This window comes from Microcoleus sp. POL10_C6, assembly GCF_036701585.1.
Taxonomy (GTDB): Bacteria; Cyanobacteriota; Cyanobacteriia; order Cyanobacteriales; family Microcoleaceae; genus Microcoleus.
In genome coordinates this window covers 46,157-70,227 of sequence record NZ_JAUBRB010000035.1, presented here as the reverse complement: position 1 = coordinate 70,227, position 24,071 = coordinate 46,157, and the positions used below count along the sequence as shown (strand labels likewise).

Sequence of the window (24,071 nt, the reverse complement as noted above, 5' to 3'; positions counted from 1 at the left end):
AAACTTATATTTAACTCACCTTGAATATATCGATCGCTCCTGCTAGTGGTCTGCGATCAATTATTCAGCAAACCCTATATATACGTATAAGTAGAGTTTATCGGTACCGATAAATATGCTGAATCAGAAATATGATAATTTAACGCAATACTTAATATAAAATTAATAAGTCTATTCTTTCCCCCTAGTCTCAAAACAACGAGTAACTCGAATACTGACGCCAAAATAGCCTCTAATTCTGCCTTCTGGCTTTTCAGTGCTGTCGTCAGCGCCATCGTAATTATTCTCAGAATTTTAAATTTTTGTAACCTTTACAGGTAATGCCAATGGCTCAAATCTTACTCCAGACGGTTTGGTTTATACCTTGCTATCCACTCATCGGTGGAGTTCTGTCGATACTGTGGTTTCCGGCAGTTACCCGTCGCACGGGGCCAAGACCATCCGGTTATGTGAACGCCATATTAACGTTGTTCGCTTTCCTACACGGCATCATCGCCCTCGCAGCTATCTGGAACCAACCAGCGCAACACCAGTTCATTCCCTGGCTGAATGTAGCAGGTTTAGACTTAACCATTCCCGTTGAAATCTCTGCTGTCACCGTCGGGGCGACAGTTTTGATTACCGGACTGAACTTGCTGGCGCAGATTTATGCTTTCGGTTACATGGAAATGGACTGGGGCTGGGCTCGGTTGTTTTCCTTGATGGGGCTGTTTGAAGCGGGGATGTGCGGGTTGGTACTGTGCAATTCTCTCTTCTTCAGCTACATGATTTTGGAAGTTCTGACTTTGGGTACTTACCTGCTAGTCGGGCTGTGGTTCAATCAGTCTTTGGTGGTGACAGGAGCCCGCGACGCTTTCTTAACCAAGCGGGTGGGAGATTTATTCCTGCTGATGGGAGTAGTCGCAATTCTGCCGCTGGCTGGAACTTGGAATTTTGACGAGTTGGCTGTTTGGGCTCAGACTGCAAAGCTTGACCCTACTGTAGCGACGCTGTTGAGCTTAGCTTTGATTGCCGGGCCCATGGGTAAGTGCGCTCAGTTTCCCTTGCACCTGTGGCTGGATGAGGCGATGGAAGGCCCGCTGCCGGCGACAATTTTGCGGAACACCGTAGTTGTGGAAACTGGTGCTTGGATTTTGATTAAGTTGCAGCCAGTGATTGCTTTGTCGCCGATCGGACTGAAGACAACTATTATTGTAGGTGCTGCGACGGCGGTTGGTGCTTCATTAATTGCGATCGCCCAAATTGACATCAAGCGCACGCTTTCCTATATAGTCAGCTCTTACATGGGCTTAGTATTTATCGCCGTCGGCACAGGACAAGCCCAGACAGCCCTGACATTGATATTTGCCTACAGCTTGGCAATGGGTTTGCTGGTGATGAGCATCGGTTCGGTAGTTTGGAACAGCATCACTCAGGATGTCCGCTCTCTCGGCGGTTTGTGGGGAAAGCGGCCAATATCGGCCATATCGTTTATTGTCGGTAGCGCTGGATTAGTAGGACTGCCGCCCTTCGGCTGCTTCTGGGCTTTAGAAGACTTCACATCCGGGCTTTCGGAAACTCACCCTTTCTTGTTAGGAATAGTGCTGTTTGTCAACGGCGTCACTGCTTTTGGCTTGGTGCGCGTCTTCGGTTTAGTTTTTGGCGGCCAACCAAAGCAAATGACCGAACGGTCGCCGGAAGTTCACTGGCCTTTTATCTTGCCGATGACTGTTTTAATGGGCTTTACTTTGCACGTTCCGCACTTGCTGGCGGCGTGGCATTTATTGCCGGGGGCAAGTTTGAATTATACCGCCACTGGACTGCTAGTTTTGTCAACGGCGATCGGCATCGGTGCCGGAGCATTTGTTTACCTGAACGAGAAATGGGAAAAACCAGTGCGAATCGGTTCTCAAGCCCTGCAAGACTTTTTTGCTTACGACTTTTACACCGCCAAACTTTACCGGGTGACAGTGATATTTGCAGTAGGTCTAGTTGCTCAAGTTATCTCTTGGGTCGATCGCAATATTGTTGACGGATTCGTAAATTTAATCGGTTTTGCAACGGTTTTCGGCGGGCAAAGCCTCAAATACAACGTTAACGGTCAAACTCAGTTTTACGCCTTGACAATTCTGTTCGGAGTTGCGGTTTTGGGACTGCTCATAAGCTGGCCGCTGCTAGCTCGCTTGTCGCTAATTGTAGGCGGGTAAATAGATATAAAATTTAAGATTTTAGGTGACAGTTTTAATCTAAAATCTTAAAAACATGAAGTCTTGAACAAAGATTTCCAACTCGTTCAAAGAAGGCAGCACAAATGAACTCAAACCACAGAGAATTCAATCTTTCCCGACGCAATTCCCTCAAATTTGTCGCAGGTGCCATTGGTACAGGGATACTCGCAGCAGGAGCAGGAGCTGATTTTGCTGCACCCGAACCAGCAATTGCTCAAAATGACTTGACTCCCGATGGAGCTCTGCAAAAGTTAATGGACGGGAACAAGCGGTTTGTTGAAAGAAAACGCCAAAGTCCCAACCAAGACTTACCCCGCCTCGTCGAAGTTGCCAAATCTCAAAAACCCTTTGCTGCTATTCTCGGCTGTGCAGATTCCCGCTTTCCTTCGGAGATTATTTTCGATCAGGGATTGGGAGATTTATTTGTCTGTCGCGTGGCCGGAAATGTTGCTACCCCAGAAGAAATTGGCAGCCTGGAATTTGGCACGCTGGTACTGGGAGCAAAAGTGCTGGTGGTAATCGGGCATAAAAGGTGCGGTGCGGTAGACGCAACCATCAAAGGGGCTCAAGTTCCTGGTCAAATTGGCAGTTTGCTCGACGCCATTAAGCCGGCTGTAGAAAGCTCGAAAAGCCAAGCAGGCGACAAGCTAGAAAATGCCTCAAAAGCCAATGTTGTGCTGCAAGCTAACAAGTTGAAAGCCTCTCCAGTTATCTCTCAGTTAATTGCGGAGAATAAACTGAAAGTTGTGGGTGGATATTACGATTTAGACACGGGCGCCGTCAATATTTTGGTTGAGTCTTGAGGCAATTTGGAATTGATAATTGGGGAAAAAGTAACATTTAAACTCTCAAGTTATCAAATCATAAAAGCGTGCTAAATTGAGAGTTAATATCAAATAAGTTAGCATCGGAATAGTAAATTCGAGTTAACTGTCAACCGTCAACCGTCAACAATTATTCCGGTGCAACCGGAATTGATATTACTCTTCACTCTTCACACATTATGCTTAGTGCCTTGCTCTGGTTGCCCGCCTTGGGCGCTGCGGTAGTCGGGTTCCTGCCCGGAAATATCAATGGGATGCGTCTGCGTTCAATAGCCTCGGCTTTTGCGGCAGCTATTTTCATTTTGAATATCTGGCTGTTGACTCAATTCGATCCAGCAAATTCGGGACTGCAATTTCAAGAATATTTACCTTGGATTCCACAATTAGGTTTGAGCTACAACTTGGGCATTGACGGCTTGTCCTTGCCTCTGCTGGTTTTAAGTGCTTTGCTGACGCTATTAGTCATTTACGGCACTGGCGAAAAGATGGAGCGCCCCCAGCTTTACTACGCTTTGATTTTGCTAATCAATGCTGGTATTGCCGGAGCTTTGATGTCTCAAAATTTGCTGCTGTTTGTACTGTTTTACGAAGTAGAATTAATTCCTTTTTACCTGTTGATTGCGATTTGGGGCGGAAAGCAGCGGGAATACGCTGCCATGAAGTTTTTGATCTACACGGCAGTTTCGGGACTTTTAGTGCTAGCAGCATTTTTGGGTGTGGCTTGGCTGAGCGGTTCTTTAAATTTCGATTACAGTGCAATTACTACTCAAGAATTGCCGAGAAATGTGCAGTTAATCCTGCTAACAATTTTGCTAATTGGGTTGGGAATTAAAATTCCCTTGGTGCCGCTGCACACTTGGCTACCGGATGCTTACGTCGAAGCTTCGCCAGCAACAGCAATTTTGCTGGGAGGGATTCTGGCGAAGTTGGGAACTTACGGTTTAGTACGGTTCGGCTTGCAGATGTTTCCCGAAACTTGGTCGATTATAGCTCCCGTTTTAGCGATTATTGGGACTGTGAGCGTGATGTACGGGGCTTTGAGCGCGATCGCCCAAAAAGACATCAAGCGCATGGTAGCCTATAGTTCGATCGGGCATATGGGCTACATCCTCGTTGCCTGCGCCGCGGGTACGAAGTTGGCATTAATCGGTGCAGTCGGGCAAATGGTAAGCCACGGCTTAATTTTAGCTTTGCTATTTTATTTGGTAGGCATCATCGAAACCAAAGTTGGCACGCGGGATTTGGACGTACTCAACGGTTTGATGAACCCGATGCGGGGTTTACCCACTGCCAGTTCTCTGTTAGTTTTGGGCGGCATGGCAAGCGCCGGCATTCCGGGTTTGGTGGGTTTTATTGCCGAATTTTTAGTGTTTCAAGGCAGTTTCTCGATCTTTCCAATTCCAACTTTACTCTGCATTTTAGCATCGGGTTTAACAGCAGTTTACTTTGTGATTCTGCTCAACCGCACCTGTTTTGGGAAGTTGGACAATGCCACGGCTTACTACCCTCCAGTTACGTTTGCTGAAAATATGCCGGCGCTGGTTTTGGCGGGCATCATTTTTGTGTTGGGAATTCAACCTGCTTGGCTGCTCAAGTGGAGCGAATCTACTACAAATGCGATCGTGGCTACTCTGCCGGCGGACAGAAATACCCAAGTTGCTATTAGCTATCCCGTAGAGCACTCGGATATGGAAATCGCGTCTACACAAACGAAGTCCGCCTCTGCAGACTAAGCATCTACTCGTTTCCAGGCAGAGCCTGGAAACGCAGATCCAGAGGCTCTGCCTCCAATTTTCCGGCTCGCCGGCCTGGATATCGGTTCCCAAGCAGAGCCGGAAAACCAGTTAAAGAATCGCAGCTTTTTGCAATAATTCAAAATATTTAGATTCACTCCATCAAAGGAAGAAACAATGGTACAAACCCCTAATAAACCAGCAACTAAACTACCTCCTTCCAAACACGAATTTGCCGAAGTAATTCACAGGCTAGAAGCTGGCGGTGCGATGATTCCAGATACGCCGGAAAATCTGATGCAAATCATCGCTATTTGGAAAGCTTACGCGGTACCGATGGACTTTTACTGGCGGGACTTGCTTTACATCGCCGAACGGGTATTTTTACACCCGCTTCCTTTCTTTAAATACTTTTTACCCCAAGAGTATTTAGATTTACAAAATCACTATGCAGGTGACGGTGCAGATTTGCGGATTTGGCGCGGGACTGGCAGCGTTCACCCGGAACTCTTGGAGTTCATGGAGAAGGGTGAAACTGGTAAACTCCCGCGGCTGTTTCACCATTTGTGGCACGATCGCATTAACATGGAATTTGCCGAAGAGTGCATGAGGTCAATGCTTTGGCACCGGGGCTTGTACGTGCCTACCAATCAATTCGATCCTTATTTGGACAGTGACGAATATAAGGCTAATGCCGATCGGGCCATTAAAGCTTACTTCAAAAAAGACCCGTTCATGCTGGCACTTCACAAAGCATTTCCCGAAATGTTTTTAGAACAGTGCCGCCAAATGTCTTATTACAGCAATCTCGGTTTATTCTGGGAAGTCATGGCGCCGGTGTTTTTTGAGGTTTCCGACTTGTACGACGAAGGGAAAATTACGACAGTCCCGCAGGCGATGGATTTCCTAGTAAATGGCATATTTGCGATCGCCGGACGCCCGATTTACCACCACGTTCAAATCGACGGCGAAACCTACGAAATCATCCCCAAATCTAAGGGTTTCACTTGGCTTTATGAAGCAGCGTTACCTTACGTGGAAGCTGTATTTTATCGCACTTCACCGTTCCGAGGAACCAAATCTTACAATGCTCAAGCTAAGGAAGTTCCTGACGACCAAAAAGACTTCCACTACGGAGTTTTGTATGCAGACAAATTCCCGGTAGGTACGGCGGGGATTCCGCCGACTTTGCTAGCACAAGATATGCTGCATTTCCTGCCGCCTTATTTGATGGATTTCTACAAACAGCGCTGTCGCGGCGAAGATGATATTCTCAATCAAATTGGAGTGACATTTCAGCGATCGATGTACTGCGTTACTTCGGCAGTGTTTCAAGCGTTGCGGACGGCTCTTTTGTATCCTTTGGATGACCCCAATCCGAAGCATTTGAAGGCAAATAGGGCATTCTTTGAGGCTCAGCTTGATCGCTTCTGTCGCCCGGAATACGGTATGAAATATGCTGCGAAGCTCAAGAATATTCAGACTTCGGATTATAGGTAGTCCTCGCGCATTGGGAATGGGGCATCGGGCATCGGGAATTTGTTATTGCAAAAACTCCTAAGCTGTTCGGCATTTAAAAGACGATAGTAGGGTGCGTCAGTACAGAAGTGTTTCCCGCATCCTTCGCGTAAGTGTTCACTCTTGACCCACCCTACAAGCCTCGTTAGTGGTTTAAATGCGTGACAGCTTAATGATTACCGATTACTAGGCCCCATCCGATTTTAGATTAAAATTACCAATTGATCTAAAATCTAAAATGTAAAATTGTCCAATATCCAATGCCCGATGCCCGATACCCTATGCCCCTTCCCCAATAACTATGGACAGCAAAGATCTAGCCAAATATATCGAAGCAAAGGACGGGATTTCCAAACCTTGGCTGTTGGTGCAACTGCGGCTGAAAAAATTGCAAGAAAGGCGCTCGGAGATTTCTGCTGAAGAGTATATGACAGAACTTACTGACCTTCACAAAGATTTAATGAATCTGGGGGAATGGTGGCTGGGAATCGAAGATGAGGTTTTCTAGGCGATTTGAAGAATGCTAGGTGCGGGGATGGGTTCACCTTCTTCCTGCCAAGCTTCTAGATACATTTCGAGCACTTCTTCGCCATGTCGGATGGCTTCTTCGCGGGTTTGGCCGTGGGTACAGGGCATGACCACGCGCTCGGCAAACTCTGGAATCGTCACGAGGAAAAGTTGATCCTCGTCAGACCATTGGACGATCATACTGTATCGATTCATGAATCTTCCTCCTTTAACTCGTCGAGTTCGGCTAACAATATTGCCAACTGCTTCTCTAAATAGCGTGGCACATCATCTCCGTCTTTGCCTGGAATTGTTAATGTCTTCCCAATCAAAGGATGCTGCCATCTCTCATGGCTGCCTTTTCCGCGTTTTGGCAAATAAATAAAGCCCTCACGGGTAATCTGAGCTTTTAACTCGCGAATTTTTCTAGGCATGGTGATTGTCCATTTTCTACCTCCATTTTCTCACTTAGCCATTTATTTTAATTTTTCCTTTGTCCATTCTCGCAGTTGCTCGTCGGGGCGATCGCACTTTAAAATTTCTCCATCAAATCTTTTTCTTGGGTATAGGCATCTCGTAGCTGTTGCAGCGCGGGCCCAGAAATGACCGATTTAACAGTAGCTACCAATTGGCCCCACTCTAGCAAGCTGTCAACTGAAACAGCTTTTTTGAACTTGTACGTGTAGAATTTCGTCCAAAATGCTGGTGCTTGCTTGCTTTTCCAGCGTTTGTACCATCTGCCAAAATCTTGAAGTGCGATCGGCTGTACTTGTAAAATAGGAGGAAAATCGGCGTAGCTAACAAAGCGGCTGATGCCTTTGGCGTGAACGTAAACCATGTAGCGACAGCATTCTATGCGGTAAATCTCCTCTGCTGAGATATTGAACAGGAGTGCAACTGTTTCTTCGGTAACGAATCTCGCCAGCGGATGCAGGATTGGCGATTTGTGAATTATTCTCGATTCTGCGATCGTTCGCGATTTTGCCGGAGTTTCTGATATCATGGCTAGTACACCTCTGGATATGGTTAGTAGACTTCTGGATATGGCAAATGCACTTTTTGATAGAAAGAAATAATCTGTCCAGATTAGGTTTTACAGACGATCGCCCTTTAGTTTTCCAGGCCGGGGGGCGATCGCTCTTTACATATAACATTGTACGACGCAATTGCATCAACTGTCAAGCATGGGTTTAGTCAGGCTAAAAATTAGGGAACTAGCGGCGGAGAAGGGCTGGACGCTTAAGGAAGTATCCGATCGTTCCGGGGTAATTTATAGCACTGTCAGAAGCTATGCTCGTCGTCCTGAAATGGCAATGGTTGACTTTACTTGCCTGCGGAAGTTAGCTCGGACTTTTGATGTGATGATTGAGGATTTGGTTGAGGTTTTGGAGGAATAGGTCGATCGCCCTTAAGTTGTCTAGACCGGGGGCGATGGCTTTTTTGTATTTTTTACACTATAGCATGATTAACTGTAGTTAGTCAAACATTATTGTAGTTAATCGGATTGAGGATGGTAACATCAAGGAAAGTTATTAATCGTTGATTATTCTTCGTGGCAAAAACTAATACGGCGATCGCGGTCAGTTCCGTGATTAAGGAAGTCATTCAAAAACAAGCCCAAGCGACCCGACTAACTCAGAAGGAAGTCGTGTACTTGGGAATGCTGGCAATTGATGCACTCGATAAGGAAAGCCGCCAAGAATTGGCTGACAAGGTGCATCAGATGCAGGTCAATGGCGAGATTTGAGGGGAAAAGGTCGATCGGCCTTTCCACGTTTCCACTATAAACCCTAGTGTTTCATCTTGTCAAGACGCGCTTAAGCATTTTGCATCGCAGATAAAAGCTCAGCTTAAAGGTGCTAAGATTTAGTCAAAGTTGTTAATCTCCCGTTACCTTTGTGACTAGAGCCAGTACCGCCATTGGGGTTAGCCCCATAATTAAGGAACTTGTGCAGAAAAAGGCGCTAGCAACCCGGCTAACGCTTAAGGAAATTATCTATGTCGGGATGCTGGCGATCGATGAGTTGGACGAAAAGCGCTTGCAAGAGTTGGCTGATCAGGTGCATCAAATGCAGGTTAATGGCGAGATTTGAGGGGATTAGGGTGATCGCACTTTTGGTCAAGTGAGGTTCGGGGCGATCGCACTTCTCAAAACTTCAAGAAATGGCGAGCTTAGCTTTTTGATTGCTTGTATGCTCTTAGCCAATTTAAGCCGCGCTTAGCACCTAGTTTTTTCTGCATATCTTCCAGAGAACTGTAAACACGCTTATCGCGGATCAGCTTTGCGTATCCATCTTTAACGCCAGGGATTGAGGTAAGGTCAGATTTTGGATTGTTAATAAAATCCAAGAAATCTGTAACGTCTTGAGGCTCAACAACTCTTTCATTCAGCTTTGACTGCAAAACAGCTTGTTCAATGGCCTTTTCTGCTTCTGGTTGTTTAGCTGCAATGACAAACACCCACATCCTGACTAGATTGGCTGCTTTACCTGCTTCATAGATTGGTAAACCTGTTAACAAATGGTATTTATCTTCTTCATCGGTGAGACAAACAATAGGCAGAGACAGGTTAAAGTTCCAATCTGTTAGAGATTGCGAAACTTTTTTGATGATTGAGGTTGAAGTGCCTGAATTTTCTTGAGCAATTTCTATCTGATTTAAGACTACAAAAGAAGGTTGGCTTTCAATTTTTTTGTAAAAGTTGACCATGCTACTTACTGCTATTCCTTTCTAAGTGATCTATTTGGTTGACTATTTGTTTGGTCAAAGTTGAAAATTGTGCTGCTACACTACTCGCTGTTCTATTATGCTCAGCAAATAAAGAAAGAGGTTTGCGATCGTGAGAAGCTTGACCAACAGCGGTAGCTCGCTTTATCTCTGGAAGAAGAGGGATATCTCGAAATACCTTAGAAACTAAAGCTTTTATAGTAGTGTGCAGCTTAACATTTTCAACCATCATAGGAATTATTCCTAAAATATTTCCTCTCCTACCATCGGTATTATCGTGAATCTCTTTTGCATCTTTTATGGGTATCCTAATTGCATATACTGAGAGATACTCCATCTGGGACGGTATGATTACATACTGAGCAGCAAGGATACCATTCTGAGTAACAGCAGTCAAGCTAGGTGGCGTATCCATAATTACATACTCATAATCGTTTGACAAACCTGATTTCCACAGGGCATTGTCAAGTTTTTTCTGCCAAAAAACACCTAATTTTAAAATGCTACTGTCTGTTGTTTTGTAACTGCTTGGGAGAACATCAATTCTTCCCTTTGTACTATTAGCAACATTGAGAATTTTATTTAAAGATGAAGGTTGAATATATTCCTTATAGCTAAAACCCTCTTTATCATAGTCTTCTAAAAAATTAATGAGTTCTTTTCGATCTTTAAAGGAATCCAAAATTTGGACAAACTCTTTCAGATTGGTAGCATTATCTAACTCATCAGCTTTATTAACTCCTAAAGATAAACTAGCATTAGCTTGATCATCCAAGTCAACAACTAAAACTCTATTACCTATTTTGGCTAATTCATAAGCGATGTTAACGACTAACGTGGTTTTGCCAACTCCACCCTTAGCTGTGTAAATTGCAATTGTACGCATTTTAACTGTATCCAAAAAATTTCTAACGAAATTTGCTACTGGTTGAACTTGTTCTGGGTTTTCTATATTGTGCTTACACTTTAGAGTCGGGAGTCCTTGTGTATATTCGTAAACCTCCACCGAAAAAGGGTCAATCAGTATCCCAAATCTTGTATTAGAGTATTTCAGATACGTTTGTAACTGAATGCGAGCTGCCGCATCAAGTCGAGTTTTAGCCGTCTTAATTTCAACCAGAAAGTTAATATACCTACTCAAGTCTTCTACTAAGAAATCAACTTCTTTTTGAGTCCAAACTAACTGACTATTGGCAGTCAGCCTAGGTACTTTAACCTTAAACTCTGGAATCCAGTGAGAATAACTACTCTTGCGAGGCAAACCTGCCATTTCCAGCATTGTCTGAACCAGATGCAGAGACACATAAGCCTCATTATTCCAGTCAGAAGACAGTTGAACCATGTTGAAGACTCAGGCTTTTCTCTATTATTACCCAAAATGAGGTTTAGAGGACAGCGCGATCGCCCTCAGATTCCTGATTAACAGCTTCAGTTAACCAAAATACCTAAAAAAATCCCCCGCCAGAAGGCAGGGGATTTCATTTAATTACCTAGAAACCAGAGTTCAGAGTTACCCGAATTTCCCGGCTGTCGAGGCAATTACAAAGGCCGCGTAAGTGAGGACGTTGCCCACAGTAAAGTGAACTAAGCCAACCAAACGACCTTGGACGATCGACAAAGCAACAGGCTTGTCTTTCCAGCGAACCAAGTTAGCCAAAGGAGTGCGCTCGTGAGCCCAAACCAAAGTCTCGATCAACTCTTGCCAGTAACCTCTCCAAGAGATCAGGAACATGAAACCAGTTGCCCAAACAAGGTGTCCGAATAAGAACATCCAAGCCCAGACTGACAAGTTGTTAGTACCATACGGGTTGTAACCGTTGATCAACTGAGAAGAATACAGCCAGAGGTAATCGCGGAACCAGCCCATCAGGTAGGTAGAAGACTCATTGAACTGAGCCACATTACCTTGCCAGATGCCCAGGTGCTTCCAGTGCCAGTAGAACGTTACCCAAGCTAGGGTGTTCAACATCCAGAATACAGACAGGTACATCGCGTCCCAAGCAGAGATGTCGCAAGTACCGCCACGGCCGGGGCCGTCGCAAGGGAAAGCATAACCGAAGTCTTTTTTGTCCGGCATCAGCTTAGAACCGCGTGCATCAAGAGCGCCCTTGACCAAGATCAAGGTGGTGGTGTGCAAGCCTAGTGCGATCGCGTGGTGAACCAAGAAATCGCCAGGTCCGATCGCCAAGAACAGAGAATTAGTACCGCTGTTAATCGCATCCAACCAGCCTGGGAGCCATACGTTTCCGTAGTTCGGCCAAGCGGTAGAAGCAATGCTGTCAGGGTTAGACAACAGCACGTCCATGCCGTAGAGAGCTTTTCCGTGAGCAGCTTGGATGAACTGTGCGAACACTGGTTCAATCAAGATTTGCTTTTCAGGAGTTCCGAAAGCGACTACAACGTCATTGTGAACGTACAAGCCGAGAGTGTGGAAGCCCAAGAACAGCGACACCCAGCTCAAGTGAGAGATAATCGCTTCTTTGTGCTGCAACACGCGATCGAGCACGTTGCCTTTGTTTGCTTCAGGATCGTAGTCCCGCACCAAGAAGATAGCTCCGTGGGCGAAAGCGCCGACCATGATGAATCCAGCGATGTACTGGTGGTGGGTGTAAAGCGCAGCCTGAGTCGTGAAGTCCTTACCTATAAAAGCGTAGGGAGGCATCGCGTACATATGCTGTGCTACCAAGGAGGTAATTACGCCCAAAGCAGCGAGGTGAAATGCCAGTTGGAAGTGCAGCGAGTTGTTGTAGGTTTCATACAAGCCTTGGTGAGGCAAGTTGAACTGTCCTTCACTCTTGCCGCCGACCAAACCAGCCTTAGAATCCAACATCTCTTTGATGCTGTGACCGATACCGAAGTTAGTCCGGTACATATGACCGGCAACGATAAACAGAACTGCGATCGCCAAGTGGTGGTGAGCGATGTCTGTCAGCCACAGGGATTCTGTTTGAGGGTGGAAGCCACCCAAGAAAGTCAGAATTGCGGTTCCAGCGCCTTCGGAAGTACCGAAGACATGGTTTGCTGCATCTGGATTCTCGGCGTATACGCCCCAGTTACCACTGAAGAACGGAGCCAAACCGGCCGGGTGAGGTGGGGTAGACAAGAAGTTGTCCCAACCTACGTGCTGTCCGCGAGATTCGGGGATAGCAACGTGAACCATGTGACCAGTCCAAGCCAAAGAGCTGACACCGAACAAACCAGCCAAGTGGTGGTTGAGGCGAGATTCAGCATTTTTGAACCAAGACAAGCTGGGGCGGTACTTGGGTTGGAGGTGCAACCAACCTGCGAACAGGAATACAGCGGCCAGTAGTAGCAAGAAGATAGCTCCTTGATACAGGTCGGCGTTTGTCCGAATCCCTTGGGTGAACCACCAATGGTAGACACCGGAGTAAGAGATATCCACCGGGTTAGAAGCGCCCCCTTGAGTGAAAGCTTCTACAGCAGGAGCGCCGAATTGCGGGTCCCAAATCGCGTGAGCGATCGGGCGGACGTTTAGAGGGTCTTTAATCCACTGTTCAAAGTTACCTTGCCATGCTACGTGGAACAGGCTGCCCGATGTCCACAAGAAAATGATTGCTACGTGGCCGAAGTGAGAAGCAAAAATCTTTTGGTAAAGATTTTCTTCGGTCATGCCATCGTGGCTTTCAAAGTCGTGTGCTGTGGCAATCCCGTACCAGATCCGCCGTGTGGTCGGGTCTTGGGCAAGGTCTTGGCTAAATTTTGGAAATTTCGTTGCCATAAGCCTTGATTAATCCTGAATCCTGAACAAAATTGAAGGGATTCGGTTCGGAGTTTGGATTCTCGATTTGAGATTCCTCCCAAATCGAGAATCCAAAACCTAGGGGTAGTTTACCCTACCGAAATGATTCGCGCTAGGAAAAATGCCCACGTAGTGACAATTCCTCCTAGGAGGTAGTGAGCTACACCCACAGCCCGACCCTGAATAATGCTCAGAGCGCGAGGCTGAATCGACGGAGCTACCTTGAGCTTGTTGTGAGCCCAAACAATCGACTCAATCAGTTCTTGCCAGTAGCCGCGGCCGCTGAACAGGAACATCAAGCTGAAGGCGAAGACGAAGTGTCCAGCTAGGAACATCAGACCGTAGGCCGACAGTGCCGAACCGTAGGACTGAATCACCTGAGAAGCTTGCGCCCAAAGGAAGTCCCGCAGCCAGCCGTTAATCGTGATCGCACTTTGTGCGAAGTTGCCACCGGTAATGTGAGAAATTGTGCCGTCTGGCGATACTGTTCCCCACACGTCCGACTGCATTTTCCAGCTAAAGTGGAAAATCACGATCGAGATGCAGTTGTACATCCAGAACAAGCCTAGGAACACGTGATCCCAACCAGAAACTTGGCAGGTGCCGCCACGGCCGGGGCCGTCGCAAGGGAACCGGAAGCCCAAGTTGCCTTTGTCAGGAACCAAGCGAGAACTGCGTGCAAACAACACGCCCTTCAAGAGAATCAGGACTGTAACGTGAATGGTGAAAGCGTGGATGTGGTGGATCATGAAATCCGCCGTACCCAACTCGATCGGCATCATCGCTACTTTGCCGGCGACTACTACTGCACCGCCGCCAAAAGCGTGGCTAACGATTTCCGTAGCATTAGGCGCGGTTGTGCCCGGAGCCAAAGCGTGGATGTTTTGCACCCACTGGGCAAATATCGGACGCAACTGAATCCCGGTATCCGAGAACAAATCTTGAGGACGACCGAAAGCCCGCATCGTGTCGTTGTGAACGTACAAACCGAAGCTGTGGAAGCCCAAGAATATACAAACCCAGTTCAGGTGGGAAATGATCGCATCTCTATGACGGATCACGCGATCGAGCAGGTTGTTGACGTTCCCGCTCGGTTCGTAGTCCCGAACCATGAAGATTGCTCCGTGAGCGGCTGCTCCAACAATCAGGAATCCGCCGATCCACATATGGTGGGTGAAGATGGACAACTGAGTCGGGTAGTCCGTCGCGATGTACGGATACGGAGGCATCGCGTACATGTGTTGGGCGACGATGATGCTCAGAGAGCCCATCAGTGCCAAGTTAATCGACAGTTGCGCGTGCCAAGAATTAGTCAGGATTTCGTAGAGACCTTTGTGACCTTCACCAGTGAAGGGGCCTTTGTGGTTCTCTAGGATTTCTTTCATGCTGTGGCCGATGCCCCAGTTCGTGCGGTACATATGACCAGCAACAATGAACAGCACTGCCAAAGCTAAGTGGTGGTGTGCTGTATCAGTCAGCCACAAACCGCCTGTGGTCGGGTTCAGACCGCCTTTGAAGGTCAGGAAGTCTGTGTATGCGCCCCAGTTGAGGGTGAAGAAGGGGGTTAAACCTTTAGCGAAACTCGGGTAGATGTCAGCCATCAAGCCCGGTGTCAAAATCCACTCGTGCGGCAGAGGGATGTCAGCAACTGTTTTGATCAGCTTGCCGCCGACTGTCAGCGGTGAACCTGCATCGATCGCGTCCATGCAAGCATTGATCGGCAGAGCAACGTGAATTTGTTGTCCTGCGAAGCCCAAGCACCCGCAGCCTAACAAAACTGCCAAGTGGTGGTTCATCATCGATTCCACGTTCTGGAACCATTCCAGTTTCGGAGCGCGGACGTGATAGTGGAACCAACCGGCAAACAGCATCAAAGCTGCCATTACCAGGGCGCCGATCGCAGTGCAATATAGCTGGTATGAGTTAGTGATGCCGTTGGCGCGCCACAGTTGGAATAGACCAGAGGTGATCTGAATCCCGTGAAAGCCGCCGCCTACATCTGCATTTAAAATTTCTTGACCAAAAATCGGCCAGACCACTTGAGCGCTGGGCTTGATGGCTGTAGGATTTGTCAGCCAAGCTTCGTAATTGGAAAATTTAGCGCCGTGGAAATATGCGCCGCTCAACCATACGAAGATTACTGCCAAGTGGCCGAAGTGAGCGCTAAAGATTTTGCGCGAAACGTCTTCTAAGTCACTTGTATGACTGTCAAAGTCGTGAGCGTTAGCGTGGAGGTTCCAAATCCAAGTGGTGGTTTTTGGCCCCTTAGCTAGAGTGCGATCAAAATGACCGGGTTTTGACCACTTCTCGAAAGAAGTTGGAACCGGATTTTTATCGACTACTACCCTAGCTTTTACCTCTCGCTCTGGAGGACTAATGGTCATGAAGACTCTCCTCTCGGTAAGACAAGGAACGAGAACTGAACACTGTACCGGACACTCCCCACGCTTGATTAGGCGGGGGATTCTCGAAAAAGCCGACACTTCACTGCACTTTACTCTTTGCAGAGCTAGACGCAGGTGCATCGTCTCCCCAAGCATTTTGCTTCTGTGAAGAAGCCAGTTTCCCAGTGTCGCTAACAATGTGACTGGGTACTGCTAACTCTTCTCGCTATCTGCAGCCGCCGATCGCATCCTTGATTCAGACTTGATACGGCTGCTCCTTTTGAGGGAGTTTTATGAATTATAAGCTTGCTAGAGGAGTATTAATCGCTTGTTAACAATACTTAAAAAAGGCTCAATTCTTGATGTAATAACGCCTTTAAATCCCACAGTCCCTCAAAAAAGTCAAGGGGTACTGCCATTAACTTTACAAAACTCAAAGATAAGGTAATTTAGGAATACTCATTTGTAGATATATGTTTGGGAAAAAGGCTGCGGCAATTAAGAGTGGGAGAGGATGGGTTGCCCGCTGCTGCCTCAATCCGGGCTCCTACGCGGCTTTGGAATTCCAAAGCCGGCAATTCCCCAATACTAAATTCATTTTTGGGCTATAGTTCCCTATGAGAAGGCTTCTAGGAGTATGGTTGCGTGATTGGGATCAATTGGCACAGAACGGTTGCGGGCAGGCTGCTGGCATTGTTCGCAGTAGCAGTATTAATTTTGGGTTTAGCAAGTTGTGGTTTGGGCAATCCCGAATTGCCCAAACCAGGGAACAAGAGCGGCTCAGCTACCGCCCCAGTAAACAGAATCTCAGAGGTTTCTCCCCCAGAAGCCATTCAACAACTGCGTCAGGCTCTAGAAATCTACCAGCCTCAAATTAGTATTTTGAATCCAAAACCTGACGAAGTGCTTCAGGATATAAATGTGTCTGTTCAGTTCCAAGTTAAGGATTTGCCCATTTTCAAAGATGCAAACTTGGGTTTGGGCCCCCATCTGCAAGTTTTATTAGACAACCAACCTTATGCAGCAGTTTACGACATCAACCAACCTTTAACGCTCTCCGACTTAGAGCCCGGAACCCATACCCTGCAAGTGTTAGCCGCCCGCCCTTGGGAAGAAAGCTTTAAAAACGAAGGTGCCGTGGCTCAAACCACCTTTCACATTTTTACCAAAACAGACGACAACAATCCCGATAGAAGATTGCCCCTATTAACGTACAACAGCCCGCAGGGCAGCTACGGGGCAGAACCCATCCTGCTCGACTTTTACTTGACAAATGCCCCCCCGCACCAAATGGCGCAAGAAAATTCCCAAGATGAAATACTCGATTGGAAAATTAGAGCCACAGTCAACGGCCAAAGCTTTGCGATCGACCAGTGGCAACCTATATATCTTAAAGGATTCAAACCAGGCAAAAACTGGGTACAGCTAGAATTAATTGACGAGCGGGGAAATATCGTCAAAAACGCCTTTAATAATACAGTCAGACTGATAAATTTCCAACCGCTCGGTCAAGAGCCTCTTTCAAAATTAGTGCGGGGCGAACTAACAGCAGCAGAAAGTCGCGGTATAGTCGATCCAACCTACCAAGCCCCCGCTCCCACACCAACCCCAACCCCCGAACCGACACCGACACCTGCATTAGAAAAAACACCAGTTGTCCAACCCTCACCAGCGGTTCCAGAAACTCCTGTTACCCAACCGACTTTAGAGCCAACAGTCGCTCCCGAAGTTGCTCCCATTCAACTAATAGAACCGACACCGACAGCAACCCCCCAACTCGAAGCCCCGAAAATTGTAGAACCAATTCAAGTAATAGAACCGACACCGACAGCAACCCCCCAACTCGAAGCGCCGAAAATTGTAGAACCAATTCCAGTAATAGAACCGACACCGACAGCAACTCCACCGTTAGAAACCCCTAAAATTGTAGAACCAATTCCAGTAATAGAACCGACACCGACAGCAACTCCCCAGTTAGAAACCCCCAAAGTTGTTGCACCCGTTAAAATAATAGAACCGATCCCAACAGCATCTCCCCAAACAAAAAAACAGGAATATAAAGGATACTACAATCGGTTCCGCAACTTCCTGCGTCAAGAACCCCAACCTGTTAATCCTTCAGAGCCACCAACCCTGCCAGAAATAACAGGAAAAGCTCCAGTACCAAAAGTAGTTGCTCCCGCGATACCAGAACAGTCTCCCAATCTTGTACCGCCAACGCCACCAGTGGCCGCTGAAACTCCTAGCCAGCCAACCAGCGAATTAGCCTCTCCCGAAACAACAGTTTCCCAACCAGAAAATCCGCCCAAATCCGAACAAAAAGTCGAATTTGCCACCTAACAAAAACTTTCTGGGATTCGTGGCATGGGCGTCCCGCCCGTGCTCCATCTGCGGTCAAAAATCAAAAATTAGGACACTAAAAAATGACCTACCTCGAAACAGCAGCCAAATTCTACAGCGATGTTGCTGAAACACCCCAAATCGGACTTTGCTGCGTCCAAAGCAGCCCCTTGCAATTGCCAGGATTAAAAATTCCCGAACAAATGCAAGAAATGAATTATGGCTGCGGCACAACCGTTCACGCCGCCGAACTTGTAGGCAATCCCTTCGTGCTTTATGTAGGCGTCGGCGGCGGCTTGGAAGCACTACAATTTGCATATTTTTCTAGACACAAAGGAGCGGTTATTGCCGTCGATCCGGTTCCAGCAATGCGAGATGCGGCTGCACGAAACTTACAAATTGCCGCCCACGAAAATGATTGGTTTGATGCTAGTTTTGTGGAAATTATAGAAGGCGATGCTTTTGCGTTGCCAGTGCCGGATGCTTCTGTAGATGTTGTCGCACAAAATTGCTTGTTTAATATTTTTGAACCTGCGGATTTAGCTAAAGCATTAAAAGAGACTTATCGAGTGTTAAAACCGGGTGGTAGATTGTTGATGAGCGATCCGATCGCAACTCGGCCAATTCCGCAGCATTTGAAGCAAGACGAACGCTTGCGGGCCTTGTGTTTGTCGGGCGCTCTGACCTACGCAGAATACGTTCAACACCTTGTAGACGTTGGTTTTGGGCAAGTCGAAGTGCGGGCGCGCCGTCCTTACCGATTGCTGGACAAACACAATTATCAATTGGATGCGGATTTGCTGTTAGAAAGCCTGGATTCGGTGTCTTTCAAAGTGGATGTACCGGATGACGGAGCTTGCATTTTCACTGGCAAGACGGCGATTTATACGGGGTCTGAAGAGCTGTTTGATGACGGGGCAGGCCACGTTTTGCAGCGGGGAGTTCCGGCGGCTGTCTGCGATAAAACTGCTGGGAAGTTGGGGGGATTGATGCCGGATAAGGTGTTAATTACTGATTCGACTTGGCATTATAACGGCGGCGGTTGCTGTTAGATTTATTTCGGAATAATGTGGCTGTAATCTTTGGGGAATAGAGCATTTCTCAAAGAAGTGAGGTGTGGGCGCTTCCTATGCCCTCTTTTCACCTCATGTTAGTGAGCAATGGTATAAGCTGTCGCGCATTTGAATTGTATATTCAGGGCGGGCGGGACGCCCAACCCTACTCCCCACAAGACTTTGATTTTTTTTGACATACAATTTAAAGGCCGCAACAGCTTAGAGGTATCTAATTTTAGACTTCGACTCAAATTTTCATCAAATTTTTATTTCCCCCTGACATCCTAGCGGGAGAAGGTTCACAACTCTGAAGTAAGGAATAGATTGCTCTTGAGAGGAGTGGCTGTTTTCATCACACTCGTTCGCTAAATGTGAGGAGGAAATTTCCATGCTATCGAAATATTTAAATTCAAGTTTGTTATCGATCGTCCGTTACGGATCTAGTTTTGTTTTGGGATTAATGTTGTGGACGGCTCCAACTCCCCTGCTGGCGCACGTTGGGCATGACAACGAGTTTGCAGGTGGCGATGCGGCGAAGATTATGCAACCCATTGAGGTCGATGCAAATAAGGCGGCAGCATTGGGAATTAAGACAGAGGCGATCGCCCCCACGACCGATGGAGGTATTCTAAAAATTCCCAGCACCAGTTTGATTGATGCCAATGGGCAAAAGCTCGTCTACATCCAAGAGGGAACGACATACAAACCCATCTCAGTTCAGGCTGGTACCGACTCTGGAGATGTGGTGGAAATTAAAGAAGGCAATTTAGTTCCGGGAAATCAGATTGTGATGCAGGGGGCAACGCTTTTGTACTCCGAGGCCTTGCGAGGTAAACCGCAGGCAGAAACCCAGGCATCACCCGCTACATCGCAAGTAGAAACGCAGGCATCACCCGCTACATCGCCCGCTACATCGCAAGCATCGGCCGCTACATCGCAAGCAGAAACGCAGCCTGCTCAAGGATCGTCACCTTTGATGTGGGTAGCAGGCGCAGGAGTTTTACTGGTGGGTGGATTCGCCCTCTTTGGGTTAAAAGGCAAGGATCGGTAGACATTCAAAAACCAAGATTTTTGGTAACAGTCGATCGCGAGTGAGTAAATCTCTTTACTCCGTCTCCTAAAAGCTTGCCTCATGCTATCCAAATGTCATCCTTATGTTAAACGTCATCCCCAAATGGTCTATTGCTCAACGATGGTTAGTGGTGTTCGGGGCGATCGCCCTAACCATCTGGAGCCTGCATACTGTAAGTCGAATGCCCCTCGACGTGTTGCCCAACTTTGCGCCCCCTCAAGTAGAAGTACAGACCGAAGCCCCCGGTCTTGCGCCGGAAGCGGTGGAATCGTTGGTGACGTTACCGCTAGAAAGTGCGGTCAACGGAACACCAGGAGTTGAAGTCGTCCGTACCTCCTCAGCCGTAGGAATTTCGGTATTGCGGGTGGTGTTTAAGTGGGGAACTGACCCCTATCAAGCTCGTCAACTCGTGGCAGAGCGCTTGCAGGACGCGCAAGACCGACTTCCAGAAGGCATAGGTACACCGCAGATATCGCCCCTAGCTCCCCCCATCGGGACGGTGATTCAATATGCCTTCACGTCAGACACTACATCGATCATGGAAGTACGGCGTTTGGTGGATGGCAAAATCAACAATCGCTTGCTGGCAGTTCCAGGCGTATCGCAAGTGCTAGTCTACGGCGGAGAAATTCAGCAGTTTCAGGTTATTGCTAATCCTGAAAAACTCAAAGCGTTGAAGGTTTCCCTTCAGGAAGTCGTCAAGGCGGCAAACGAGGCAAATGCCAAAACCGCCGGTGGATTGTTGATTGACCCCGAGCGAGAATTGGTGATTCGGGGCGAGGGACAAATCCAGAACATCGAAGATTTGCAAAAAGCGGTCGTCAAGGTGCAGGAAGGAAAAGCGATTCTACTGCAGGATGTGGCAGAGGTGAAGATTGGGGCTGCACTCCAGCGAGGCGATGCCAGTTGGAATACTAAACGGGCTGTGGTCGTGATGGTCAACAAGCAACCTTTGGTGGATAGTCCCACCGTCACGCAAGCCATCATCGAGGCGATGGAGGAAATTAAACCGGGCTTACCCAAGGATGTGAAGGCGAATGTCACTTTCCGGCAAGATGCCTACATTGATGCCTCGGTTGGTAATGTGCGATCGGCCTTGATCGAAGGCAGTTTGATTGTCGCAGCCATTCTGATTCCCTTTCTGATGAACTGGCGCACCCTCACCATCTGTTTGCTGGATTTCTTTCTCACGCTACTGTTCTCGCTGTTAGTGTGTTCCTGGATTGGGCTGGAACTCAACACCATGACCCTCGGCGGATTGGTAGTGGCGATCGGGACAGCAGTGGATGATGCGATCGTCTACTGCGAAAATACCGATCGCCGCTTACGGGAAAATCGCCTCTCGCCCAATCCCCAGCCACCACTAGAGATTATTTTTGAGGGTTCTCAGGAGGTGCGCGAGTCGCTGATTGGAGCGACGTTAATTGGGATTATCGTCTTTTCACCGATTTTCACACTCTCTGGGGTAGAGGGGCGGATCTTCACCCCAATGGGTATTGCCTATCTGGTGGTGGTCATCATCTCCAGCCTGGAATCCCTAGTAATTTCCCCTGCATTGTGTGCCATTCTGCTGCCCCACAGCCGGATGCAGACGACAGAACCATTCCTAGCCCGGTGGTCTAAACAACTTTACGATCCGTTGCTGCGAATGGCGATGCGTCGCTCTACCTTAATTTTAGGATTGGCCACAGCTTCAATGGTGGCGGCAATGTTGATTGTGCCGACGTTAGGACGGGATTTTCTGCCAACGTTCCAGGAACGATCGCTGATGAATGCGATCGCCCTTTATCCGGGTTCCTCACTCGAAGCAACCAATCGCGTTGGCTTAGCGATTCAAACCGCCCTTAAGGATGACCGCCGATTTGAATCAGTACAACTCCGGGCAGGGCGTGCTCCGGGCGACCCGGATGCCGCATCGGTGAACTTGGCACACTTGGACGTGGAACTGAGTGAAGCTGCGATGCAAAACCGTGCTGCCTCGATTGAAGCCTTGCGGGAGGCATTGGGTCAGTTTCCGGGAGTTGCCACCAATGTCGGTGGATTTATCAGTCACAGGATGGATGAAGTGTTGTCGGGGGTCAGGAGTGCGATCGCCATTAAAGTATTCGGCAACGATTTACAAGAACTACGCCGCATTGGAGAACAAATCGAAACGACAATGAAAGACGTGAAGGGATTGGTAGACCTTCAGCTTGAGCCCCAAATACCGATCCGTCAAGTACAAATTCAATTTAACCGAGATGCAGCCGCTCGCTACGGATTGACGATCGCCCAATTGTCCGATTTCACGGAAACAGCCCTGAATGGTCGCGTGGTTGGTCAGGTGCCGGATGGTCAACAGTTGGTCGATGTGTTGGTTTGGGTCAACGAATCAGCCCGTCGCAATCTCAACACGATTCGCAACCTCCAAGTTAATACCCCAACAGGTCAAATCATCCCGCTTTCGCAGGTAGCAAAGGTTGACTTTGGCAATGGTCCGAACACGATTAACCGGGAAAATGTCTCACGTTTAATTGTAGTGTCAGCCAACGTACAGGGACGCGATGTTGCTTCGGTCGTCGGTGACATTCGCGCCAAGGTCAAGCAATCGGTGCAACTGCCCCAGGGCTACTATATTCAGTACGGCGGACAGTATGAGTCGGAACAACGGGCTGCTCAAAACTTCCTAATTTTCGGAATATTAGCAGTGCTAGCGATCGCAGTATTGATGTACTTCACGGTGAAATCCGTTCCTGCCATGCTGATGGTTATGATCAACTTACCATTAGCCCTGGTTGGCGGTGTTATCTCAGTCCTGCTGACGGGCGGCGTTATCTCAGTTCCGTCAATGGTGGGCTTTGTTACCCTGTTTGGCGTAGCGACGCGCAATGGGTTGCTGCTTGTAGACAACTACAACACCAAACTGGCACAAGGAATGCCACTTCCCAAAGTCATTGTCGAAGGCTCGATGGAACGGTTGCTGGCGATTCTGATGACAGCACTCACCTCGGCATTGGGCATGATTCCCCTGGTTTTAAGCGGTGGGGCTGGTAAGGAATTGTTGCAGCCGCTAGCGATCGTCGTCCTCGGCGGACTCTTTACCTCAACTGCTCTCACCCTACTGGTTCTACCTGCATTGTATGCTCGATTTGGGAAGTTTCTGATGCCTAAACGGGTGATGAAAGTGCCCGATCTGAGAAACTACAACGTGGAGCAGCCACCAACGACAGGAGATGAGGTAACGATTAAATGAGAATTCTGCTGGCGGAAGACGAACCCGATTTGGGTGCCATTGTGCAACGCACCTTGAGCCGCGAAAAGTACCTGGTGGATTGGGTGCAGGATGGCACAACTGCTTGGAACTATCTGCAAGACCAATGGATCGAGTACACGGTTGCAATTTTTGACTGGTTGCTGCCGGAAATCTCTGGCGTCGAACTATGCCAACGCTTGCGCCAGCAGAATAATCCTTTACCCGTTTTGATGTTGACGGCAAAAGATCGCACGGAAGATATGGTGGCAGGGCTAGATGCGGGTGCTGATGACTATCTGATGAAACCGTTTATTAAAGCAGAATTGTTAGCCCGGTTGCGGGCTCTTCAGCGACGGGGACGGAGTTTGTCGCCAGAAAACTCACCCCATTTCAATCCTGCCCAACTTGAGGTGGGGCGATTGCTGCTTGACTATACTAAATCCATCATCTGCACTACGGATGACGAAGGACAGCTAAGGGTGATTCCTCTGACGGCTAATGAGTTTCGGTTACTGGAATATTTCATGCAGCATCCGAACCAAATCCTCACGCGCGATCGACTTTTGACTCGTTTGTGGGATGTTGATACTGACCCGATGAGCAATGTAGTTGCTGCTAGAATTCGTCTGTTGCGCCGCAAGCTGGCAGATTATGGCTGCGACGGGATGATTGAAACGGTTCATGGATTCGGGTATCGCTTGAACAAGTAACT

Annotated in this window: 20 protein-coding genes; 13 read left to right on the top strand and 7 right to left on the bottom strand. The window is 47.8% G+C overall.

Annotated features, from left to right (window positions below; translation table 11 throughout):
* Positions 1-326: 326 nt before the first annotated feature.
* From QUA34_RS19415 to QUA34_RS19395, 5 genes are all read left to right on the top strand, one after another.
* Positions 327-2,186 carry an NAD(P)H-quinone oxidoreductase subunit F gene (locus tag QUA34_RS19415; protein WP_333327483.1) on the top strand — a complete coding sequence of 620 codons (1,860 nt, stop codon included), beginning with the start codon at positions 327-329 and terminating at the stop codon, positions 2,184-2,186.
* 104 nt (positions 2,187-2,290) lie between these two features.
* The gene (locus tag QUA34_RS19410) at positions 2,291-3,010 is read left to right on the top strand and encodes a carbonic anhydrase (RefSeq protein ID WP_333327486.1); all 720 of its coding nucleotides are present in this window, start codon (positions 2,291-2,293) and stop codon (positions 3,008-3,010) included.
* Positions 3,011-3,210: 200 nt separating this feature from the next.
* Positions 3,211-4,764, top strand: a complete 1,554-nt coding sequence (locus QUA34_RS19405) for an NADH-quinone oxidoreductase subunit M (RefSeq protein WP_333327489.1) — start codon at positions 3,211-3,213, stop codon at positions 4,762-4,764.
* Between the two features lie 177 nt (positions 4,765-4,941).
* Positions 4,942-6,264 carry a CO2 hydration protein gene (locus QUA34_RS19400; RefSeq protein WP_333327492.1) on the top strand — a complete coding sequence of 441 codons (1,323 nt, stop codon included), beginning with the start codon at positions 4,942-4,944 and terminating at the stop codon, positions 6,262-6,264.
* A 319-nt stretch (positions 6,265-6,583) separates the two neighbouring features.
* Positions 6,584-6,790 (top strand): hypothetical protein, encoded by a 207-nt coding sequence (locus QUA34_RS19395; protein WP_172190588.1) that lies wholly within the window; start codon positions 6,584-6,586, stop codon positions 6,788-6,790.
* Here QUA34_RS19395 and QUA34_RS19390 read toward each other — a convergent pair.
* From QUA34_RS19390 to QUA34_RS19380, 3 genes are all read right to left on the bottom strand, one after another.
* The gene (locus QUA34_RS19390; protein WP_333078499.1) at positions 6,787-7,005 is read right to left on the bottom strand and encodes a type II toxin-antitoxin system HicB family antitoxin; all 219 of its coding nucleotides are present in this window, start codon (positions 7,003-7,005) and stop codon (positions 6,787-6,789) included. The genes QUA34_RS19395 and QUA34_RS19390 overlap by 4 nt on opposite strands.
* Positions 7,002-7,223, bottom strand: coding sequence for a type II toxin-antitoxin system HicA family toxin (locus QUA34_RS19385; protein ID WP_333078501.1), 222 nt, complete (start codon positions 7,221-7,223; stop codon positions 7,002-7,004). The genes QUA34_RS19390 and QUA34_RS19385 overlap by 4 nt, the downstream gene beginning before the upstream one ends.
* Positions 7,224-7,321: 98 nt before the next feature.
* Complete coding sequence (locus QUA34_RS19380; protein ID WP_333388941.1) at positions 7,322-7,792, bottom strand: hypothetical protein; 471 nt, start codon at positions 7,790-7,792, stop codon at positions 7,322-7,324.
* A gap of 181 nt (positions 7,793-7,973) precedes the next feature.
* Here QUA34_RS19380 and QUA34_RS19375 point away from each other — a divergent pair, with 181 nt between their 5' ends.
* The 3 genes from QUA34_RS19375 (at position 7,974) to QUA34_RS19365 (ending at position 8,882) form a co-directional block, all read left to right on the top strand.
* Positions 7,974-8,186, top strand: a complete 213-nt coding sequence (locus QUA34_RS19375; protein ID WP_006631307.1) for a helix-turn-helix domain-containing protein — start codon at positions 7,974-7,976, stop codon at positions 8,184-8,186.
* A 155-nt stretch (positions 8,187-8,341) separates the two neighbouring features.
* Entirely contained in the window at positions 8,342-8,536 is a 195-nt protein-coding gene (locus QUA34_RS19370; RefSeq protein ID WP_236506337.1) for a hypothetical protein, read from the top strand.
* Between the two features lie 151 nt (positions 8,537-8,687).
* Complete coding sequence (locus QUA34_RS19365) at positions 8,688-8,882, top strand: hypothetical protein (protein ID WP_333027259.1); 195 nt, start codon at positions 8,688-8,690, stop codon at positions 8,880-8,882.
* Positions 8,883-8,961: 79 nt separating this feature from the next.
* Here the strand turns inward: QUA34_RS19365 and QUA34_RS19360 are convergent, their stop codons facing one another.
* The 4 genes from QUA34_RS19360 to psaA all read right to left on the bottom strand — a co-directional run bounded on the left by QUA34_RS19360 (position 8,962) and on the right by psaA (position 15,660).
* Complete coding sequence (locus QUA34_RS19360) at positions 8,962-9,498, bottom strand: hypothetical protein (protein ID WP_333388940.1); 537 nt, start codon at positions 9,496-9,498, stop codon at positions 8,962-8,964.
* A 1-nt stretch (position 9,499) separates the two neighbouring features.
* A complete protein-coding gene (locus QUA34_RS19355; RefSeq protein ID WP_333388939.1) occupies positions 9,500-10,858 on the bottom strand; it encodes an AAA family ATPase in 1,359 nt (452 codons plus the stop codon).
* Positions 10,859-11,026: 168 nt separating this feature from the next.
* The gene (psaB, locus tag QUA34_RS19350; protein ID WP_333103716.1) at positions 11,027-13,255 is read right to left on the bottom strand and encodes a photosystem I core protein PsaB; all 2,229 of its coding nucleotides are present in this window, start codon (positions 13,253-13,255) and stop codon (positions 11,027-11,029) included.
* Between the two features lie 110 nt (positions 13,256-13,365).
* The gene (gene psaA / locus QUA34_RS19345; protein WP_333388938.1) at positions 13,366-15,660 is read right to left on the bottom strand and encodes a photosystem I core protein PsaA; all 2,295 of its coding nucleotides are present in this window, start codon (positions 15,658-15,660) and stop codon (positions 13,366-13,368) included.
* Positions 15,661-16,305: 645 nt separating this feature from the next.
* Between psaA and QUA34_RS19340 the strand changes: the two genes are divergently transcribed.
* The 5 genes from QUA34_RS19340 to rppA all read left to right on the top strand — a co-directional run bounded on the left by QUA34_RS19340 (position 16,306) and on the right by rppA (position 24,069).
* Entirely contained in the window at positions 16,306-18,000 is a 1,695-nt protein-coding gene (locus tag QUA34_RS19340) for a hypothetical protein (protein ID WP_333388937.1), read from the top strand.
* Between the two features lie 83 nt (positions 18,001-18,083).
* Entirely contained in the window at positions 18,084-19,052 is a 969-nt protein-coding gene (arsM, locus tag QUA34_RS19335; RefSeq protein ID WP_333322594.1) for an arsenosugar biosynthesis arsenite methyltransferase ArsM, read from the top strand.
* Positions 19,053-19,443: 391 nt separating this feature from the next.
* Positions 19,444-20,106 carry a hypothetical protein gene (locus QUA34_RS19330; protein WP_333388936.1) on the top strand — a complete coding sequence of 221 codons (663 nt, stop codon included), beginning with the start codon at positions 19,444-19,446 and terminating at the stop codon, positions 20,104-20,106.
* 103 nt (positions 20,107-20,209) lie between these two features.
* Positions 20,210-23,359: an efflux RND transporter permease subunit gene (locus QUA34_RS19325; protein ID WP_333388935.1), complete on the top strand. Its 3,150-nt coding sequence runs from the start codon at positions 20,210-20,212 to the stop codon at positions 23,357-23,359.
* Entirely contained in the window at positions 23,356-24,069 is a 714-nt protein-coding gene (rppA, locus tag QUA34_RS19320) for a two-component system response regulator RppA (RefSeq protein WP_333388934.1), read from the top strand. The genes QUA34_RS19325 and rppA overlap by 4 nt, the downstream gene beginning before the upstream one ends.
* Positions 24,070-24,071 lie beyond the last annotated feature (2 nt).

What these genes read in the sequence shown, in the direction of transcription:
- QUA34_RS19415 (WP_333327483.1), top strand. Translation starts at nt 327, where the DNA reads ATGGCTCAAATCTTACTCCAGACGGTTTGGTTTATACCTTGCTATCCA.
- QUA34_RS19410 (WP_333327486.1), top strand. Translation starts at nt 2,291, where the DNA reads ATGAACTCAAACCACAGAGAATTCAATCTTTCCCGACGCAATTCCCTC.
- QUA34_RS19405 (WP_333327489.1), top strand. Translation starts at nt 3,211, where the DNA reads ATGCTTAGTGCCTTGCTCTGGTTGCCCGCCTTGGGCGCTGCGGTAGTC.
- QUA34_RS19400 (WP_333327492.1), top strand. Translation starts at nt 4,942, where the DNA reads ATGGTACAAACCCCTAATAAACCAGCAACTAAACTACCTCCTTCCAAA.
- QUA34_RS19395 (WP_172190588.1), top strand. Translation starts at nt 6,584, where the DNA reads ATGGACAGCAAAGATCTAGCCAAATATATCGAAGCAAAGGACGGGATT.
- QUA34_RS19390 (WP_333078499.1), bottom strand. Translation starts at nt 7,005, where the DNA reads ATGAATCGATACAGTATGATCGTCCAATGGTCTGACGAGGATCAACTT.
- QUA34_RS19385 (WP_333078501.1), bottom strand. Translation starts at nt 7,223, where the DNA reads ATGCCTAGAAAAATTCGCGAGTTAAAAGCTCAGATTACCCGTGAGGGC.
- QUA34_RS19380 (WP_333388941.1), bottom strand. Translation starts at nt 7,792, where the DNA reads ATGATATCAGAAACTCCGGCAAAATCGCGAACGATCGCAGAATCGAGA.
- QUA34_RS19375 (WP_006631307.1), top strand. Translation starts at nt 7,974, where the DNA reads ATGGGTTTAGTCAGGCTAAAAATTAGGGAACTAGCGGCGGAGAAGGGC.
- QUA34_RS19360 (WP_333388940.1), bottom strand. Translation starts at nt 9,498, where the DNA reads ATGGTCAACTTTTACAAAAAAATTGAAAGCCAACCTTCTTTTGTAGTC.
- QUA34_RS19355 (WP_333388939.1), bottom strand. Translation starts at nt 10,858, where the DNA reads ATGGTTCAACTGTCTTCTGACTGGAATAATGAGGCTTATGTGTCTCTG.
- psaB (WP_333103716.1), bottom strand. Translation starts at nt 13,255, where the DNA reads ATGGCAACGAAATTTCCAAAATTTAGCCAAGACCTTGCCCAAGACCCG.
- psaA (WP_333388938.1), bottom strand. Translation starts at nt 15,660, where the DNA reads ATGACCATTAGTCCTCCAGAGCGAGAGGTAAAAGCTAGGGTAGTAGTC.
- arsM (WP_333322594.1), top strand. Translation starts at nt 18,084, where the DNA reads ATGACCTACCTCGAAACAGCAGCCAAATTCTACAGCGATGTTGCTGAA.
- QUA34_RS19330 (WP_333388936.1), top strand. Translation starts at nt 19,444, where the DNA reads ATGCTATCGAAATATTTAAATTCAAGTTTGTTATCGATCGTCCGTTAC.
- QUA34_RS19325 (WP_333388935.1), top strand. Translation starts at nt 20,210, where the DNA reads ATGTTAAACGTCATCCCCAAATGGTCTATTGCTCAACGATGGTTAGTG.
- rppA (WP_333388934.1), top strand. Translation starts at nt 23,356, where the DNA reads ATGAGAATTCTGCTGGCGGAAGACGAACCCGATTTGGGTGCCATTGTG.